Below are 18230 nucleotides of genomic sequence, written 5' to 3' on the forward strand. Positions count from 1 at the left end.
GGCCGCTCAGGCGGTTTCCGGAGCGCCGCCCCCCGCGACCGAGCGCTCCACCGACCGCTCGTCCTGCCGGGGCACGACCGCCCCGACTGCGCCCCGAGACCCATCAGCCGCCACGCCGGAAAACGCGGTGCCGGAAGACGCGCCGGATGCCGCTGCGCCGGAAGACGCCGCGCGGGGAGAGCCACCGACCATCGCCAGGTTGGCGAGCACTACGTCGAGGACCTTGACCGCGTCCGGCTTGGAGAGCGGGTTGTTGCCGTTGCCGCACTTCGGCGACTGGACACAGGACGGGCACCCCGACTCGCAGCCGCACTCGGCGATCGCGTCGCGGGTGGCGCGCAGCCAGGCCGCCGCCGTCCCGTACGCCCGCTCGGCGAAGCCCGCGCCGCCGGGATGGCCGTCGTACACGAAGACGGTGGGTGCCTCGGTGTCCGGGTGCACGGCGGTGGACAGCCCGCCGATGTCCCAGCGGTCGCAGGTCGCCATGAGGGGCAGCAGGCCGATCGCGGCGTGCTCGGCGGCGTGCAGCGCGCCCGGGACGTCGGGGGCCTCGATCCCCGCCGCGGCCAGGGACTCCGGGGAGAGGGTGAACCAGACCGCGACGGTACGCAGCTCCCGGGCCGGCAGGTCCAGCGGCCGGGTGTCGATCACCTCGCCGGTGGCGATCCGCCGCCGCTGGTACGACACCACCTGGCTGGTCACGTCCACCTCGCCGAGGAAGAGCCCGACCGGCCCGGCGTCCACGTACGACCGGACCGACACCACCGACAGCGAGGTGACGTCCCGGGCGTGGGTGGACCAGTCCGGCTCCTCGGCGTGCACCAGCGCGCACCCGTCCGCCAGGTCCAGCGCGTCGACCACGTACGACACGCCCTGGTGCAGGTAGACCGCGCCGGCGTGGAGGAGGAAGTGCGAGGAGCCGCCGTCGACCGTGCCGAGCAGCCGACCGGTGGACTCCTCCACCACGCAGACCGGCGCCCCGTCCTCGCCGCGCAGGTCCACCTCGGGTCGCTCCCGGTGCCGCCAGTACCAGCCGGTCGGCCGCTGCCGCAGCGCCCCCGCGGCCACCAGTTCCTCGACCGCCTCCTTCGCGCCCTCCCCGAAGAGTTCCAGGTCGGCCGGGGTGAGCGGGGCCTCGTGCGCGGCGCAGGCGAGCTGCGGGGCGAGCACGTACGGGTTCGCCGGGTCGAGCACGGTCGCCTCGACGGGCCGCCCGAACAGCGCCTCGGGGTGGTGCACCAGGTAGGTGTCGAGCGGGTCGTCCCGGGCCACCAGCACGGCGAGCGCCTCGTCGCCGGAGCGTCCGGCCCGGCCGGCCTGCTGCCAGAGCGACGCCCGGGTGCCCGGCCAGCCGCAGATCAGCACCGCGTCCAGCCCGACCAGGTCGACGCCGAGTTCGAGGGCGTTGGTGGAGGCGAGCCCGAGCAGGTCGCCGTGCAGCAGCGCCCGTTCCAGCTCGCGCCGCTCCTCGCGCAGGTAGCCGGCCCGGTAGGCAGCCACCCGGTCGCCGAGCCCGGGCACCGCCTCGTCCAGCGCGCGCCGGGCGTTGGCGGCGACCACCTCGGCGCCGCGCCGGGACCGGACGAAGGCGAGGGTGCGTACCCCCTCGACGACGCTGTCGGCGAGCAGGTCGGCGGTCTCCCGCAGCGCCGACCGGCGGACCTGGAGAAGGTCGGTGTCGGGAGCGGCGGCCCCGGAAGAGGGCAGCAGCGGCGGTTCCCACAGCGCGAAGGTCACCCCGCCGCGCGGCGAGGTGTCCTCGGTGACGGCCGTGACCGGCAGCCCGGTGAGCCGCCCGGCCGCCGTCGCCGGGTCACCCGACGTCGCCGAGGCCAGCACGAAGACCGGGGTACCCCCGTAGCGCGCGCACTGCCGGCGCAGCCGGCGCAGCACGTGCGCCACGTGCGAGCCGAACACGCCCCGGTAGGTGTGGCACTCGTCCACCACCACGTACGCGAGCCGGCGCAGGAACCCGGACCAGTGGGCGTGCCCGGGCAGGATGCCGTGGTGCAGCATGTCCGGGTTGGTCAGCACGAACCGGGAGTGCCGCCGGATCCACTCCCGCTCGGCGCGCGGGGTGTCCCCGTCGTAGCAGGCGGGGCGTACCCCCTCCTGCTCCAGCCCGGCGACGGCGCGCAGCTGGTCGGCGGCGAGTGCCTTGGTCGGGGCCAGGTAGAGCACGGTGGCGCGCGGGTCGGCCAGCAGCGTGCTCAGCGCCGGGAGCTGGTACGCCAGCGACTTGCCGGACGCCGTTCCGGTGGCCACCACCACGTGCGTCCCCGCGTACGCCAGCTCGGCGGCCTCGGCCTGGTGCCGCCACGGGGCGACCACGCCGCGCCGGGCGAACGCGGCCCGCAGCTCCTCCGGGGCCCAGGCCGGCCACGGTGCCGGCTGCCCGGCCCGGGCCGGCACCCGCTCGACGTGGGTGACCGGGTCGGCGCAGTGCCGGGCGCGCAGCCGGCGCAGCAGCTCGCCGGGCGGTCGCCCGGGGCCGCTGATCGCGGGCACGGTGGCTGCCGACGGCTTCTGGTCGTGGCGCGGCGGTAGACGCGCCGAGCTGAAGCTGTCGTGGGTCACGTCCTGCACCTTCGGAACACGATCGGGAAATGAAACGCGGGGAGCCTGGGTAAGGGGGTTGAGCCTCGGCCGGTGACCCACCGGGGCTTTTCGGCGGGGATGGTTAGATGCCCAGGAGAGCTTACCGAGGAGGGACCGATGGAGCTGTCGCTGGCGACCCGCACCGTGGGGGAGCACACGGTGCTCGAGGTCGGCGGTGAGGTGGACGTCTACACCGCCCCACGCCTGCGGGAACGGCTCCTCGAACTGATCGACGGCGGTGCCCGCCGGGTCGTGGTCGACCTGGGCCGGGTGGACTTCCTCGACTCGACCGGGCTCGGCGTGCTGGTCGGCGCCCTGAAGCGGCTCCGCTCGGCCGGCGGCTCGTTCGCCCTGGTCTGCGACAAGGAACCGCTGCTCAAGATCTTCCGGATCACCGCGCTGGACCAGGTCTTTCCGCTGCATCCCACGGTCGACGCGGCGATCAGCGCCGATCCGACCGGCGCCGGCGAATGATGGCGACCGTCAAGCTCTCCTTCTCGCCCGCCCCGGTGCACGTGCGCACCGCCCGCCTGGTCGGCGTCGCCGTGGCCCGCCGAGCCGGCGTACGGGAGGACCTGCTCGACGAGGTGCGCCTGGCGATCGGCGAGGCGTGCACCCGGGCGGTCGCCCTGCACCGGCAGTACGGGCTGGCCGATCCGGTGCTGGTGGAGATGTCGGACAGCGGGGCGTACTCGGTCCGGGTGGTGGACCGCGCCCCGATCGAGGCGAGCATCGGTCTCGCCGCGCTGCCCCCGGACGAGTTGGCCAAGGAGTCGCTCAGCGAGGACGCGCTGACCACCGGCGTGGGCTTCGCCCTGCTCGCCGGCTTCGTGGAGGACCTGCAGGTACGCCCGGTCGACGAGGGCGTCGGCACCGAGGTCCGGATGGTCTGGCCGGTCGACCGCTCCTGACCCACCACCCCCGCAGGCCGCGTTCCCGACCAGGGAACGCGGCCTCGTCGTGCTGACCGCCCTATATATCAGATTTCTTCGCATAGCACAGCGACGAAGATCATCGGGGCGGGGTGCCCCCTCCCTGTGACCCGCAACACGTCGGAGGGCTACAGTACCCGGGTTGTCAGCAAGTGACCCGTCCCGCAGCCAGCGGGAATGGGTGTTCATCGCTGGTCCGCCGGGGTGGGTTGGCGCGCGCTTGCGAGTCCGCATCCAGGCGTCGGTCCGTGCGTCTCCACGAATCGGCGCGAGTGTTCGGTACAGGAGGACATAGATGTCCGGGACCTTGGCCGCCGACGGCGGCGCACTGTCCCTTACCGGAGCCAACGTGACGTACGTCGTCATCGCCGCGGTCATCGCGCTGGTGGCGCTCGTCTTCGCGGCCGCCCTGACCAGGGCGGTGCTGGCAGCCGGTACGGGAACCACCAACATGCAGGAGATCTCCGGGGCGGTGCAGGAGGGCGCGTCCGCGTACCTGCTGCGGCAGTTCCGCACCCTGGCGATCTTCGTGGTGATCGCCGTCGTGCTGCTGTTCCTGCTGCCGGTGCACGACACCGACGGCAACCAGACCCTGGTGAAGATCGGCCGGTCGGCGTTCTTCGTCGTGGGCGCCCTGTTCAGCGCGTTCATCGGCGGCGCCGGCATGTGGCTGGCCACCCGGGCCAACCTGCGGGTCGCCGCGGCCGCGCGGGAGCGCGAAGGCGGGCGCGAGAACGCCATGCGGATCGCCTTCCGCACCGGCGGCGTGGTCGGCTTCCTCACCGTCGGCCTCGGCCTGTTCGGTGCGGCGCTGGTCGTCCTGCTCTACAAGGGCGACGCCCCGACCGTGCTGGAGGGCTTCGGCTTCGGCGCCGCGCTGCTCGCCATGTTCATGCGGGTCGGCGGCGGCATCTTCACCAAGGCCGCCGACGTCGGCGCCGACCTGGTCGGCAAGGTCGAGCAGGGCATCCCCGAGGACGACCCGCGCAACGCCGCGACCATCGCCGACAACGTGGGCGACAATGTGGGCGACTGCGCCGGCATGGCCGCCGACCTCTTCGAGTCGTACGCGGTCACCCTGGTCGCCGCGCTGATCCTGGGCCGGGCCGCGTTCGGCAACGAGGGCCTGGTCCTGCCGCTGATCATCTCCACGATCGGCGTGCTGGTGGCGATCGTCGGTGTCTTCATCACCCGGCTGCGCGCCTCCGACCGCAACGGGCTGACCGCGATCAACCGGGCCTTCTACCTGTCCGCCCTGGTCTCCGCGGTGCTGGTGGCGATCGCCGTGTTCGGCTACCTGAAGCCGACCTGGGCGGACCTGCTCGGCGACAACTGGCGGGCGACGCTCAACGTCACCGACGGCGAGCCGCCGTTCGGCCCCCGCGGGCTGGCCATCGGCGCGGTGGTGATCGGCATCGTGCTGGCCGCCGCGATCCAGGCGCTCACCGGCTACTTCACCGAGACCAACCGGCGCCCGGTGCAGGACATCGGCAAGAGTTCGCAGACCGGCGCGGCCACCGTCATCCTGGCCGGCATCAGCGTCGGCCTGGAGTCGGCGGTCTACTCGGCGCTGCTGATCGGCGCCGGCGTGTTCGGCGCGTTCCTGCTCGGCGGCAGCTCCATCACCCTGTCGCTGTTCGCGGTCGCGCTGGCCGGCACCGGCCTGCTCACCACCGTCGGCGTGATCGTCGCCATGGACACCTTCGGCCCGATCTCCGACAACGCCCAGGGCGTGGCCGAGATGTCCGGCGACATCGACGAGCACGGCGCGCGGACGCTGACCGAGCTGGACGCGGTCGGCAACACCACCAAGGCGATCACCAAGGGCATCGCCATCGCCACCGCGGTGCTGGCCGCGACGGCGCTGTTCGGCTCGTACACCGACACGCTGAAGACCGCGTTCGGCGACGCGAAGGTGGCGAACGTCGAGGACGCCATCACCAACCTGCTGAACGTGGCGAACCCGCGCAACCTGGTCGGCCTGATCGTCGGCGCGGCGGTGGTCTTCCTCTTCTCCGGCCTGGCCATCAACGCGGTCTCCCGCTCGGCCGGCGCCGTGGTCATGGAGGTACGCCGGCAGTTCCGCGAGCTGCCCGGGATCATGGACCGCACCCAGCGCCCCGAGTACGGCAAGGTGGTCGACATCTGCACCCGGGACGCGCAGCGGGAGCTGATGACCCCCGGCCTGCTGGCGATCATGGCGCCGATCGCGGTCGGCTTCGGCCTCGGCCCGGGCGCGCTGGCGTCGTACCTGGCCGGTGCCATCGGGGCGGGCACGCTGATGGCGGTCTTCCTGGCCAACTCCGGTGGCGCCTGGGACAACGGCAAGAAGCTGGTGGAGGACGGCGCGTACGGCGGCAAGGGCTCCGAGTCGCACGCCGCGACCGTCATCGGCGACACCGTCGGCGACCCGTTCAAGGACACCGCCGGTCCGGCGATCAACCCGCTGATCAAGGTGATGAACCTGGTCTCGCTGCTGATCGCGCCGGCCGTGGTGGCCTGGAGCGTGGGCGAGAACAAGAACACCGCCCTGCGGATCACGATCGCCGTGGTGGCCGCGCTGGTCATCGTGGCGGCCGTGGTGTTCAGCAAGCGCAAGGGCGTCGCCATGGGCGACGACGACCGCGGCGGCGACACCGCGGGCAGCGCCGAGGAGCGGGCGGAGCCGGTCCGCGCCTGAGCTGGACGAGTTGGTGCCGGTTCCCGGTCGGCCTCGCGCCGGCCGGGAACCGGTCCGTCCGGCGGTCCCTGCCCGAAACCTGACCGGTGGCACTTCCACCGGGAGGCCGTACGCTGCTTCGCATGCGTACCCGCGGGGCGGTAACCGCCGGAAAGCTCACGGTGGTCCTGGCCGCGCTCAGCCTCGTCGTCGTGGGTTGTGGCGGCCCCAGCCCCCGGGCCTGGGCGGCCACGGTCTGCCAGGCGCTCACCCCGTGGCGGGCCGAGATCAACAAGCTGACCAGCAGCACCCAGCAGCAGATGACCGCGCAGACCACCCCGGCGCAGGCCAAGGAGAACCTGGTCCGCCTCTTCGCCGGGGCCGAGCAGGCCAGCGAGACCGCCCGACGCAAGGTCGAGCAGGCCGGTGTGCCGGAGACCGACCACGGGGCGGAGGTCTCCGCCGGGTTCCGCGCCTCGCTGAGCAAGGTGCGGGACGCGTACGGGCGGGCCCGGGACACCATCGACGGCCTGGACACCGCACAGGCCGGGCCCTTCTACGACGGGGTGCGGGCCGCGGTGGACACGCTCAACAAGGAGTACGACGCGAGCGCGCTGGACACCAGCAAGCTCAACTCGCCAGAGCTCAAAGAGGCCTTCGACGAGGTCCCGGAGTGTCGCTGACGCACCCTTCCTCCGACCCGGTCCGCCAGCCCTCGCTGTTCTCCACCGAGGCGGCGGACCCGTCGCTGGCGGACCTCGCCGGTCTGCTCGCCGGGCCCGGGGAAGTGGTGCGGATGGGCGGCACCGCCCGGGTCGCCGTGGTGGTGGACGCCGCCTGGCGGGTGCACGTGCTGGTGGCCGAGCTGGCCGCCCGGGGGGTGCCGGCGAGCTGGGAACCGATCGAGGACGGGCGGCACCGGGTACGCACCGCGTACGCGACCACTCTGGCCCCGCTCGCCACGGCGTGGCTGCCCGGCACGGCCAAGCAGGCCCCGGCCGGCTTCCACCTCAACGGTCGCCGGCTGCGGCTCTGGCTCGCCGCCGCCGGGGCGGTGGACCCGGCCGGCTGCCAGCTCGGCCTGGGCCCGGCCGACGAGGAGTGCTGGCCGCGGGTACGCGCCGCGCTGGCCGCGGTGGGGCTGCCGGCGGCGTTCGTGGAGCCGGCCGACGGCGGACCCGCGTACCGGATCACCGGCCGGCGGCGGATGGCCCGGCTGGCCGAGCTGGTGGGTGACCGGCCACCGGCGGCGCCGGCGGGCGGATGGCCGGGCGCCGGAGGCTGAACCAGCGGCGCGCAACCCCGCCGCCTGTCCGATCCCGGACACCTCCGCGCGGTCGTTCGTCCAGGAAAAACGGAGGGTGCCTCCTCCGCCGTCGGTGCGTGATCGTCACAGTGTCCTGCTCGACGCCCTACGCACGGTGTACGGTGGCGCCGTTCGGCGGGTGCCGCCGCGCGAACCGGGCGGTGGGTCGCTCGAACTGAGGGTTTGCCGCCCACGAAACCCGGAACGCGGACGGCGCGTTACGTTGGACATCCGGACCGCCGGTGGTCCGCGTGGTGCAACACGGCCCGAAACGGGCATAGAGCAGGAGTGAGGTCGGAGAGAGACGTGCCGAGCAACGCTGGAACCACCCGTCTGGTCATCGTCGAGTCACCGGCGAAGGCCAAGACGATCTCGGGCTACCTCGGCCCGGGGTACGTCGTGGAGGCCAGCTTCGGCCACGTGCGGGACCTGCCCCGCAACGCCGCCGACGTGCCGGCCAAGTACAAGGGCGAGCCGTGGGCGCGGCTCGGCGTGGACGTCGACAACGGGTTCCACGCGCTCTACGTGGTCTCGCCGGACCGTAAGCAGCAGATCAGCAAGCTGACCAAGCTGGCCAAGGAGGTCGACGAGATCTTCCTGGCGACGGACGAGGACCGCGAGGGCGAGGCGATCGCCTGGCACCTGGTGGAGACGCTCAAGCCCAAGGTCCCGGTCAAGCGGATGGTCTTCCACGAGATCACCAAGCCGGCCATCCAGGCCGCGGTGGCCAACCCCCGCGAGATCGACCGCGACCTGGTCGACGCGCAGGAGGCCCGGCGCATCCTCGACCGGCTGTACGGCTACGAGGTCTCCCCGGTGCTGTGGAAGAAGGTCATGCCGAAGCTCTCGGCGGGCCGGGTGCAGTCCGTGGCGACCCGGATCGTGGTCGAGCGGGAGCGGCAGCGGATGGCCTTCCGCACCGCCGAATACTGGGACATCCTGGCCACCCTCGCGGTGGCCAAGCCCGGCGAGGGGCCGCGGGCGTTCAACGCCACCCTGATCGCGCTGAACGGCGACCGGATCGCCACCGGCAAGGACTTCGAGCCGACCACGGGTCGGGTGAAGCCGGGCGCCGGCGTGGTCCACCTGGACGAGGGCGGGGCCCGCGGGCTGGCGGCCCGGCTGGAGGGGCGGCCGTTCACCGTCACCCGGGTCGAGGAGAAGCCCTACCGCCGCCGCCCGTACGCGCCGTTCATCACCTCCACCCTTCAGCAGGAGGCGGCCCGCAAGCTGCGGTTCTCGTCGCAGCAGACGATGCGCACGGCGCAGCGGCTGTACGAGAACGGCTACATCACCTACATGCGTACCGACTCGGTGAACCTGTCGGAGACCGCCATCGCGGCGGCCCGCCGGCAGATCGTCGAGCTGTACGGCGAGCGCAGCGTGCCGCCGGAGCCGCGCCGCTACACCGGCAAGGTGAAGAACGCGCAGGAGGCGCACGAGGCGATCCGCCCGGCCGGGGACAACTTCCGCACCCCGGGCGAGGTGGCCAAGGAGCTGTCCGCCGAGGAGTTCAAGCTCTACGAGCTGATCTGGCGGCGCACCATCGCCTCGCAGATGACCGACGCGGTCGGCTCCAGCGTCTCGGTGCGTATCCGCGCCGTCTCCGCGGCGCAGGAGGAAGCCGACTTCGGCGCGACCGGCAAGACGATCACCGACCCCGGCTTCCTGCGCGCGTACGTCGAGTCGAGCGACGACGAGAACGCCGAGGCCGAGGACGCCGAGCGGCGGCTGCCCACCCTGGTCAAGGACCAGCCGCTGACCGCCGAGGAGCTGGCCGCGCAGGGCCACCACACCCAGCCGCCCGCCCGCTACACGGAGGCGTCGCTGGTCAAGGCGCTGGAGGAGCTGGGCATCGGCCGCCCGTCGACGTACGCGTCGATCATGCAGACCATCCAGGACCGGGGGTACGTCTCCAAGCGCGGCCAGGCGATGATCCCGTCGTTCCTGGCGTTCGCGGTGATCGGGCTGATGGAGCGGCACTACCCGCGCCTGATCGACTACGACTTCACCGCCAGCATGGAGAACGAGCTGGACGAGATCGCCGGCGGTGACCACGCCGCGGTCGACTTCCTCACCGCGTTCTACTTCGGCAGCGCCAACGGCGCCGGCGACCGGGACATCGCCCACGCCGGTGGCCTCAAGAAGCTGGTGACGGAGAACCTCAGCGAGATCGACGCGCGCAGCGTCAACTCCATCCCGCTCTTCACCGACGAGGAGGGGCGCGAGGTCGTCGTCCGGGTCGGCCGGTACGGCCCGTACCTCCAGCGGGCCCTGCCGGGCGAGCAGCCCGCACCGACCGGTGAGGGCGAGGAGGCCGCTGCCCACGGCGACCGGGCACCGATCCCCGAGGGGCTGGCGCCGGACGAGTTGACCCCGGAGAAGGTGCACGAGCTGTTCCTCGGCGGCGGGGGCGAGCGCAAGCTCGGCGACGACCCGGCCACCGGCGAGCCGATCGTGCTGAAGTCCGGCCGGTTCGGCCCGTACGTGGCCAGCGGCGAGCGGAAGTCCTCGCTGCTGCGGTCGCAGTCGCCGGAGACACTCACCTTCGACGAGGCGCTGAAGCTGCTCAGCCTGCCCCGGCTCGTCGGGGTCGCCCCGGACGGGGTCGAGGTGTTCGCCAACAACGGCCGCTACGGCCCGTACGTCAAGCGCGGTGACGAGTTCCGCTCGCTGGACTCGGAAGAGAAGATGTTCACCGTCACGCTGGACGAGGCGCTGGCGCTGCTGGCCGCCCCGAAGACCCGCCAGCGCCGGGCCGCCGCGCCGCCGCTGCGGGAGATGGGCGCCGACCCGCTCACCGAGAAGCCGCTGGTGATCAAGGACGGGCGGTTCGGGCCGTACGTCACCGATGGGGAGACCAACGCGTCGCTGCGGCGCGGGCAGACCCCGGAGGCGCTGACCCTGGAGGAGGCCTCCGAGATGCTCGCCGAGAAGCGGGCGAAGGGTCCGGCGCCGAAGAAGAAGGCGGCGGCGAAGAAGGCGGCCCCGGCCAAGAAGACGGCGGCGAAGAAGACCGCCGCCGCCAAGTCCACCACGGCCAAGAAGACGACGACCGCCAAGGCCACCACGGCCAAGAAGGCCCCGGCGAAGAAGGCGGCCCCCAAGAAGGCCACCGCGAGCACTGAGACCGAGTGACGATCCTGCGGTCCCGGCCGGGGCTTCCGACCGGGACCGCAGTCGGTCAGCGCCTGGGCAGCGACCGGTCGGGGGTGGGCAGCCGCGCGGCCGGCCGCGCGACGCAGCCCGGCGCCGCCAGCCGCTCCGCGGCCGGGGCGAGCGCCACCACGCAGGCGGCGACCACGGTGGCGCCGAGCGTGAGCCCCGCGATCACGTCGTGCGGGTAGTGCACCCCGCCCGCCAACCGCAGCCCGGCGACCCCGACCGCCACGGGCACCGCCAGCAACCACGCCGCCGGCCTGCGGGTCCGATGACTGACTTTCGTCAGGGTCGGACCTGACGGCCGACCCGGCGGCGATCAGCCGCCGAGGACCTGGTTGAGGTAGGGGTTGGCGAAGCGGCGGTCCGGGTCGAGGCGGTCCCGCACCGCCAGGAAGTCGCCGAACTTCGGGTACGCCGGGGCGAGTGAGCCGGCGTCCCGGTAGTGCAGCTTGCCCCAGTGCGGCCGCCCGCCCAGATCGGTGGCCACCTCCTCGAACGCGCGGAAGTACGGCTCGAAGGGCATGCCCACGTACTGGTGGATGGCGACGTACGCGGAGTCCCGCCCGTATCCGTGGGAGAGCCAGATGTCGTCGGCGGCGGTGAACCGCACCTCGACCGGAAAGAGCACCTTGAACGGCAGGTTGTCGACGATGCGCCGCAGCGAGTCCAGCGCGGCCGGTAGGACGGCCCGGGGCAGGCCGTACTCCATCTCCACGAAGCGGACCCGGCGTGGCGTGCAGAAGACCCGGTCGGAGCGGCCGGTGTAGGTGCGTTCGGTGAGCGCCCGGGCGGAGACGGCGCTGATCCCGGGGGCGAGCGCCGGCACGGCGCGGCCCAGCCGGCAGGCCCCCGCGAAGACGGTGTTGGCCAGGAACTCGTCGTCCAGCCAGCCGCGCCAGCGGGGCAGCGGCCGGTCGTCGGCGGGCACCCGGTCGTTGGTCTTGACCTGCACCCGCGTGGTGTACGGGAACCAGTAGAACTCGATGTGGTCGTGCTGCTCGACGAGCCCGGGCAAGTCGGCCAGCACCGCGGACAGCGCCGCCGGTCGCTCGTGTGCGCGGAGCACGAAGGCGTCGACGCAGCGCAGAGTGACCTCGACCAGCACCCCGACCGCGCCGAGCCCGACCCGGGCGGCGGCGAAGACGTCGGGGTGCTCGTCGGCGGAGCAGCGCAGCACCTCGCCGGTGCCGGTGACCAGGGTCAGCCCGGTGACGAAGGTGGACAGGCAGCCGAGCTTCCCGCCGGTGCCGTGGGTGCCGGTGGAGAGCGCCCCGGCCACGGTCTGCGCGTCGATGTCGCCGAGGTTGGGCAGTGCCAACCCGTGCGTGGCGAGCACGCCGTTGAGCGTGTGCAGAGTCATCCCGGCCGGTACGGTGACCAGTCGGCGGGTGGTGTCGACGCTGACGCCGGTGTCCAGTTCGGTCAGGTCGAGCCGGTGCCCGTCGGTGAGGGCCGTCCCGGTGAACGAGTGACCGCTGCCCACCGCCCGGATCGTCCGGTCGGTGTCGGCGGCGGCGCGGATCGCCGCGGCGACCTCGTCGACGGTCCGGGGACGCGCCACGAGAGTGGCGGTGCTGCGCTGGTTGCCGGCCCAGTTGGACCAGGCGGCTGGCGTACCGGCCATGGACGCTCCTCGACATGAAAATGAACTGAATTCATATCAGGAACGTTGTGCCTGGTAAATACCGCAATCGGGGCACGCTCGTTGTACCGGTAGTCACGGTCCAGTGACGTGCAGATATGTTCATCCGTCGAAGGGGGGTGGCGCCGAGTGTCCACACCAGCCGCCACGACCGGGCCGCTGCGTCGGGTACCGGTGCAGGGTCGAAGTGTCGCGCGGGTCCAGCGGATGCTGGATGCCTGTGCCGAGCTCGTCGACGAGGTGGGGTACGAGGGGTTGACCACGACTCTGCTCGCCGAGCGCGCCGAGGTGGCGATCGGGTCGGTCTACCAGTTCTTCCCGGACAAGCGGGCGATCGTGCAGGCGTTGACCCTGCGCACGATGGAGTCCTATCTCCAGCGGCTCGACGAGCGGTTCGCCTCCGACGACCTGACCCACTGGTGGGACGGCGTCGACGCGGCGATCGACGAGTACATCTCGATGCACCGCACGGTCCCGGGGTTCCGTACCCTGCACTTCGGCGACGTGGTCGACCTGCACCTGCTCGACGAGCAGCGGGACAACAACGGGGTGATCGCCGATCAGCTCGCCCGCGTGCTCACCGAGCGGTTCGGCCTGGCCGCCGTGCCCGACCTCCGGTTCCATCTGGAGATCGCGGTCGAGGCCGCCGACGCCCTGATCAAGCTGGCGTTCCGGCGCCGGCCGGAGGGCGACGAGCGGGTGATGTCGGAGGCGAAGGCGCTGATCCGCGAGTACCTGCACCGGCAGGTCAACGCCCGGACCGAGGCCGCCCAGCAGAGCTGAGCGGACGCCGCCGGCCCTGGCCGGCGGCACAACGGGAAACGCCCGGGGTGCGACCGGGATGGAAAGACGCTCGGGGTGCGACCGGGCGGCACGACGGGAAGACGTCCGGGGTGCGACCGGGCGGCAAGACGCACGGCGGGCGCCCGAGGTGCGCCGGGGCCCGCCGTCACCCGGCCGGGCCTACAGGAACGCCCGGCCCTCACCCCGGTAGGTGGGCACGGTGGCGACCACGGAGTCGCCGTCGACCAAGTGCAGTTCGTTGACGTGCTCGCACAGCTCGCCGGCCTTGGCGTGACGGAACCAGACCCGGTCGCCGACCCGCAGGGCCGTCGCGGCCGCGCCCGCCACCGGGGTCTGCACCTCACCCGCGCCCTCGGCGCCGAGCAGCCGCAGCCCGGCCGGCAACCAGGGCCGGGGGAGCCGGCTGTCGGCGGCCGGGCCCGAGGCGATCCAGCCGCCGCCGAGCACGGTGGCCAGCCCGGGCGCCGGCCGGCGGACCACCGCGCAGGCGAAGAACGCCGCGGGGGTGGGGCGCCAGGCACGGTACGCGTCGAACAGCGTCGGCCCGTACAGGCCCGATCCCGCGGTGACCTCGGTGACCGCGGGATCCGCGCTGGTGGCGGCCACGCTACCGGTGCCGCCGCCGTTGACGAACTCGAGGTCGGCGTGCTCGCGTACCGCGGCGACCGCCGCCGCCCGGCGGGCCAGTAGTTCCCGGTACGACCCACGCTGGGCGACCCGGATCGCGGTACCCAGCACCGCCTGCCCGGGCGGGGCGTCGCCGAGTCCGGCGATCTGCGCCTCGTACGACATCAGGCCGACCAGCCGGAAGCCCGGCCGCCCGGCGACGGCGGCGGCGAACGCGCCGGCCGCCCGGGCGCTGTGCACCGGGGAGCGCCGGACGCCGACGTGCACCCGCCCGCCGAGCGGTCGCCAGGAGGCGTCCAGGTCGAGGCAGACCCGCAGCGGCGGCCGGCGGCCGGGCGGGCACACCTCGTCGACCAAGTCGAGTTGGCCGCTGTCGTCGACCATCAGCGTCACCGCGTCGGCGAGCACCGGGTCGGCGGCCAGTTCGGCGAGCGCGCCGCGGTCGGCGGTCGGGTACGCCACCAGCACGTCGTCGCTGACCCCGGCGCGGGCCAGCCAGATCGCCTCGGGCAGGGTGAACGACATCACGCCGCGCCAGCCGGGGCGCTCCAGCACCCGGCTGAGCAGGGCCCGGGTGCGGACCGACTTGCTGGCCACCCGGACCGGTTTGCCGACGGCCCGGCGGGCGAGCGCGTCCGCGTTGACGTCGAAGGCGGCGAGGTCGACCACCGCGTACGGCGGGTCGAGGTGGGCGGTCGCCCGGTCGAGGCGATCGCGAAGTCTGTCACTGTCGGTGGCCACGGCTGCACGCTAACTGTCTGGGCGTCAATGCGAAATACCCTCGCGTATGTCCGGGCTGCGGGCGATGGCGCCCGCGGCCTAGGCTCGGCGAGCAGGCGAATGTCGCGGAGGGGGCGCTTCGTCGCCGCGACTAGAGTGTTGCACCGGGGATGCCCAACTCTGGGCCGGCACGTGGAGGTACGGCCATCGAAAGCCAGAAGAACGGCGAGTCGCCCGGCGTGTCGTCGCCCGCCGCGCAGGCCGACCTGTCCGCGGCGGCCGCCATCCGCTCGGTGCTGCGCATCCGGCCGTTCCGCCGGCTCTGGATCGTGCTCGGCGTCGCCTCCTTCGGCGACTGGCTCGGCCTGCTCGCCACCTCGGTCTTCGCCGCCGCCCAGGTCTCCGGCGACACCGCCAAGGGTGCGGCGTTCGGCACGCTGATCGCGATCCGGCTGCTGCCCGCCCTGCTGCTCGGCCCGGTGGCCGGCGTCTTCGCCGACCGGTTCGACCGGCGCTGGACCATGGTCATCTGTGACCTCCTGCGCTTCGTGCTCTTCGCCTCGATCCCGCTCTACGCGCTGACCGGCGCCAGCGGCGCCCTCGTGGTCACCTGGGCGGCGATCGCCACCTTCCTGATCGAGACGATCACCCTGATGTGGATCCCGGCCAAGGAGGCCGCGGTCCCCAACCTGATCCCGCGCGCCCGGCTGGAGACCGCCAACCAGCTCACCCTGATCACCACGTACGGCATCACCCCGATCGCCGCCGCCGTCGTCGCCGCGGTGCTCGACCGCAGCGTGCGCGGGCTGGTCGGGGGCGACCTGCCGAACTGGGCCGAACCGGCCCAGCTCGCGCTCTGGGTCAACTCGCTGTCCCGGCTCGCCACCGCGCTGGTCGTCGTCTTCGGGATCAGGGAGATCAGCCGGACCCGCACCGGCGAGCGCGAGCCCACCGAGCAGAGCATGCTGCGCCAGTTCGCCGAGGGCTGGCGGTTCATCGGCCAGACCCCGCTGGTCCGCGGCCTGGTGCTCGGCATCTTCGGCGCGTTCGCCGGCGGCGGCATCGTGGTCGGCACCGCCAAGTTCTTCGCCGCCTCGCTGGGCGCCGGTGACGCCGCGTTCTTCCTGCTCTTCGGCGCGATCTTCATCGGCCTGGCGATCGGCATCGGGGCCGGACCGATGATCGTCCGGGACATGTCCCGGCGCCGCTGGTTCGGCATGAGCATCGTGCTGGCCAGCGCGTCCGTGCTGGTGCTCGCGTTCGCCATCCACCTCTCAATGGCGATGCTCGGCGCGATCCTGGTCGGAGCGGGCGCCGGCATGGCCTTCCTGGCCGGCACCACCCTGCTCGGCGGCGAGGTCGCCGACGAGGTACGCGGCCGGGTCTTCGCGGTGGTGCAGATCGGCACCCGGCTGGTGCTGATCCTGGCCATCGCGCTGAGCAGCCTCCTGGTCGGCGTCGGCGGCTCGCGCCGGCTGGCCATCGCCGACCTGGGCATCTCGGTCTCCTCGACCCGCCTGCTGCTGCTCGTCGCGGGCGCCGCCGGCATCTTCGCCGGGATCAGCGCGTTCGGCCAGATGGACGACAAGAAGGGCGTACCGGTCCTGGCCGATCTGTGGGGCTCGATCCGGGGCCGCCCGCTGATGCCCGCCGAGCCCTTCGTCTCCAGCGGCCTGTTCGTGGTCTTCGAGGGGGGCGAGGGCGCCGGCAAATCCACCCAGCTCGCCGCGCTCGCCGAACGGCTGCGCGGCCAGGGGCGGGACGTCGTGGTCACCCGGGAGCCAGGGGCGACGGCCGTCGGCGAGCGGATCCGCTCGCTGGTGCTGGAGACCGCCGGCGCCGAGGCCCCGTCGCCGCGCGCCGAGGCGCTGCTCTACGCCGCCGACCGGGCGCACCACGTCGCCACCGTGGTCCGGCCGGCGCTGGCCCGGGGCGCGGTGGTGATCAGCGACCGGTACGTCGACTCGTCCCTGGCCTACCAGGGTGCCGGCCGTACGCTGCCGGCGCAGGAGGTCTCCTGGCTCTCCTCGTGGGCCACCGGCGGGCTCAAGCCCGACCTGGTGGTGCTGCTCGACGTCGACCCGCACACCGGCCTGTCCCGGGTTGGTTCCCGCAGCCAGGGCGCCGACCGGCTGGAGGCCGAGTCGATCGCGTTCCACGAGCGGGTCCGGTACGCCTTCCTCGACCTGGCCGCCGCCGACCCCAAGCGCTACCTCGTGCTCGACGCCTCCCGACCGGTCGAGGAGATCGCCGCGGCGGTCGCCCGGCGGGTGGAGGAGGTGCTGGGCAACCCGGCCGGCATCGTGCACCCCCGCCCGGCCCAGGGCCCGGACACCACGGTCCAGCCCGAGTTATCCGACGCTGAGCTGGTGACCACGGAGCGCCCCACCTGATGGCGGACGTCTTCGCCGACCTGGTCGGGCAGGACGAGGCCGTGGCGACGCTGCGCCGCGCCGCCGCCTCGGCCGCCGCCCTGCTGCGCGCCGCCGCCAGGACCGCGGCCCGCCCCGCCGAGGTGGCGACCGGGCCGCGTGACCACGACGAACTCGACGCGCTCGCCGAGGAGTTCGACGCCGAGCCGACCCCGGGCGGGCCGGCCGCCGACCCGGCGGGCGGAGCGGGTGCGGCGGCCGCGACGGCGGCCGGCGGCGATCCCGGGGCGGGGATGACCCACGCCTGGATCTTCACCGGCCCGCCCGGCTCGGGGCGGTCGGTGGCCGCGCGGGCCTTCGCCGCCGCGTTGCAGTGCGTGCACGGCACCGGCTGCGGTGCGTGCCCCGGCTGCCACACCACCCTGACCGGCACCCACGCGGACGTCCGGCTGGTGGTGCCCGAGGGCCTGTCCATCGGCGTCGGCGAGATGCGCGCCCTGGTGCTCCGGGCGGCCAGCACCCCGTCCGGCGGGCGGTGGCAGATCGTCATCATCGAGGACGCCGACCGGCTCACCGAGGCGGCCGGCAACGCGCTGCTCAAGGCGATCGAGGAGCCGCCGCCGCGTACCGTGTTCCTGCTCTGCGCCCCGTCCACCCACCCGGACGACATCTCGGTGACCATCCGGTCGCGCTGCCGGGTCGTACCGCTGCGCCAGCCGCCGGCCGGCGCGGTGGCCGAGGTACTCGTCCGCCGGGACGGCATCGCGCCCGACGTGGCCGAATGGGCCGCGGCGGCCGCGCAGGGGCACGTGGGCCGGGCCCGGCGGCTGGCCCGCGACCCGGAGGCCCGGCAGCGCCGGGACGCGGTGCTGGCCGTGCCGCGCCGGCTGACCGGGGTGGGCGCGGCATTCGACGCCGCGTCCGCGCTGATCGAGGCGGCCGAGGCGGAGGCCGCGGCGGCGGTCGCCGAGATCGACGAGGCGGAACGGGCCGCGTTGCAGACCGCGCTCGGCGCGGGCGGCACCGGCCGGGGCGCGGCGGGGGCCATGCGGGGCGCCGCCGGCCAGCTCAAGGACCTGGAGAAGCGACAGAAGTCGCGGGCCACCCGAGCCCAGCGCGACGCGCTCGACCGGGCCCTGGTGGACCTGGCCGGCTTCTACCGGGACGCGCTCACCGCGGCGCTGCGGGCGCCGGTCGCCCCGGTGCACACCGACACCGCCGCGCTGGCCGAGGCCGGCGCGCAGAAATGGGACGCCGAGGGGGCGCTGCGCCGGCTGGAGGCCGTGCTGGAGTGCCGGGCGGCCATCGAGGCGAACGTCAAGCCGCGGATCGCGGTGGAGGCGATGATGCTCGCGCTCTGGAAGGGCTGAGGGCCAGGCGGATCCCGGCGTTGTCCACAGGGCATCGA

The 18230-nt window shown here is 73.6% G+C and carries 13 protein-coding genes; 9 read left to right on the plus strand and 4 right to left on the minus strand.

The features are described 5' to 3' along the window. Window positions 1-6 precede the first annotated feature (6 nt). Complete coding sequence (locus ACY34I_RS34110) at window positions 7-2577, minus strand: DEAD/DEAH box helicase (protein ID WP_462759282.1); 2571 nt, start codon at window positions 2575-2577, stop codon at window positions 7-9. 138 nt (window positions 2578-2715) lie between these two features. Here ACY34I_RS34110 and ACY34I_RS34115 point away from each other — a divergent pair, with 138 nt between their 5' ends. The 6 genes from ACY34I_RS34115 to topA all read left to right on the plus strand — a co-directional run bounded on the left by ACY34I_RS34115 (window position 2716) and on the right by topA (window position 10633). Then, window positions 2716-3072, plus strand: coding sequence for an STAS domain-containing protein (locus ACY34I_RS34115; protein WP_148797823.1), 357 nt, complete (start codon window positions 2716-2718; stop codon window positions 3070-3072). Beyond that, on the plus strand, window positions 3069-3509 hold the full coding sequence (locus ACY34I_RS34120) for an ATP-binding protein (protein WP_148797822.1): 441 nt from the start codon (window positions 3069-3071) through the stop codon (window positions 3507-3509). Before ACY34I_RS34115 ends, ACY34I_RS34120 begins: the two co-directional genes overlap by 4 nt. Window positions 3510-3825: 316 nt before the next feature. Then, window positions 3826-6210, plus strand: coding sequence for a sodium-translocating pyrophosphatase (locus ACY34I_RS34125; protein WP_462759283.1), 2385 nt, complete (start codon window positions 3826-3828; stop codon window positions 6208-6210). Between the two features lie 122 nt (window positions 6211-6332). Then, complete coding sequence (locus tag ACY34I_RS34130; protein ID WP_462759284.1) at window positions 6333-6872, plus strand: hypothetical protein; 540 nt, start codon at window positions 6333-6335, stop codon at window positions 6870-6872. After that, window positions 6863-7474: a hypothetical protein gene (locus ACY34I_RS34135; protein WP_462759285.1), complete on the plus strand. Its 612-nt coding sequence runs from the start codon at window positions 6863-6865 to the stop codon at window positions 7472-7474. The genes ACY34I_RS34130 and ACY34I_RS34135 overlap by 10 nt, the downstream gene beginning before the upstream one ends. Before the next feature lie 327 nt (window positions 7475-7801). Further along, the gene (gene topA / locus ACY34I_RS34140) at window positions 7802-10633 is read left to right on the plus strand and encodes a type I DNA topoisomerase (protein WP_462759286.1); all 2832 of its coding nucleotides are present in this window, start codon (window positions 7802-7804) and stop codon (window positions 10631-10633) included. A gap of 46 nt (window positions 10634-10679) precedes the next feature. On the opposite strand, the gene ACY34I_RS34145 is transcribed toward topA, so the two are convergent. Beyond that, complete coding sequence (locus tag ACY34I_RS34145) at window positions 10680-10943, minus strand: phosphatase PAP2 family protein (protein ID WP_462759291.1); 264 nt, start codon at window positions 10941-10943, stop codon at window positions 10680-10682. Window positions 10944-10973: 30 nt separating this feature from the next. Next, window positions 10974-12281, minus strand: a complete 1308-nt coding sequence (locus ACY34I_RS34150) for a D-arabinono-1,4-lactone oxidase (RefSeq protein ID WP_462759287.1) — start codon at window positions 12279-12281, stop codon at window positions 10974-10976. Between the two features lie 225 nt (window positions 12282-12506). Between ACY34I_RS34150 and ACY34I_RS34155 the strand changes: the two genes are divergently transcribed. Further along, the gene (locus tag ACY34I_RS34155; RefSeq protein WP_462759292.1) at window positions 12507-13082 is read left to right on the plus strand and encodes a TetR family transcriptional regulator; all 576 of its coding nucleotides are present in this window, start codon (window positions 12507-12509) and stop codon (window positions 13080-13082) included. 180 nt (window positions 13083-13262) lie between these two features. Here the strand turns inward: ACY34I_RS34155 and ACY34I_RS34160 are convergent, their stop codons facing one another. Continuing rightward, entirely contained in the window at window positions 13263-14471 is a 1209-nt protein-coding gene (locus tag ACY34I_RS34160) for an amino acid deaminase/aldolase (RefSeq protein WP_462759288.1), read from the minus strand. Between the two features lie 308 nt (window positions 14472-14779). Here ACY34I_RS34160 and tmk point away from each other — a divergent pair, with 308 nt between their 5' ends. Together tmk and ACY34I_RS34170 are read left to right on the plus strand one after the other, a co-directional pair. Beyond that, entirely contained in the window at window positions 14780-16843 is a 2064-nt protein-coding gene (gene tmk / locus ACY34I_RS34165) for a dTMP kinase (RefSeq protein ID WP_462759293.1), read from the plus strand. Continuing rightward, entirely contained in the window at window positions 16843-18192 is a 1350-nt protein-coding gene (locus ACY34I_RS34170; protein ID WP_462759289.1) for a DNA polymerase III subunit delta', read from the plus strand. The genes tmk and ACY34I_RS34170 overlap by 1 nt, the downstream gene beginning before the upstream one ends. The last annotated feature ends 38 nt before the right edge of the window (window positions 18193-18230 follow it).

This window comes from Micromonospora sp. RTBAU3-60 (genome assembly GCF_054963695.1).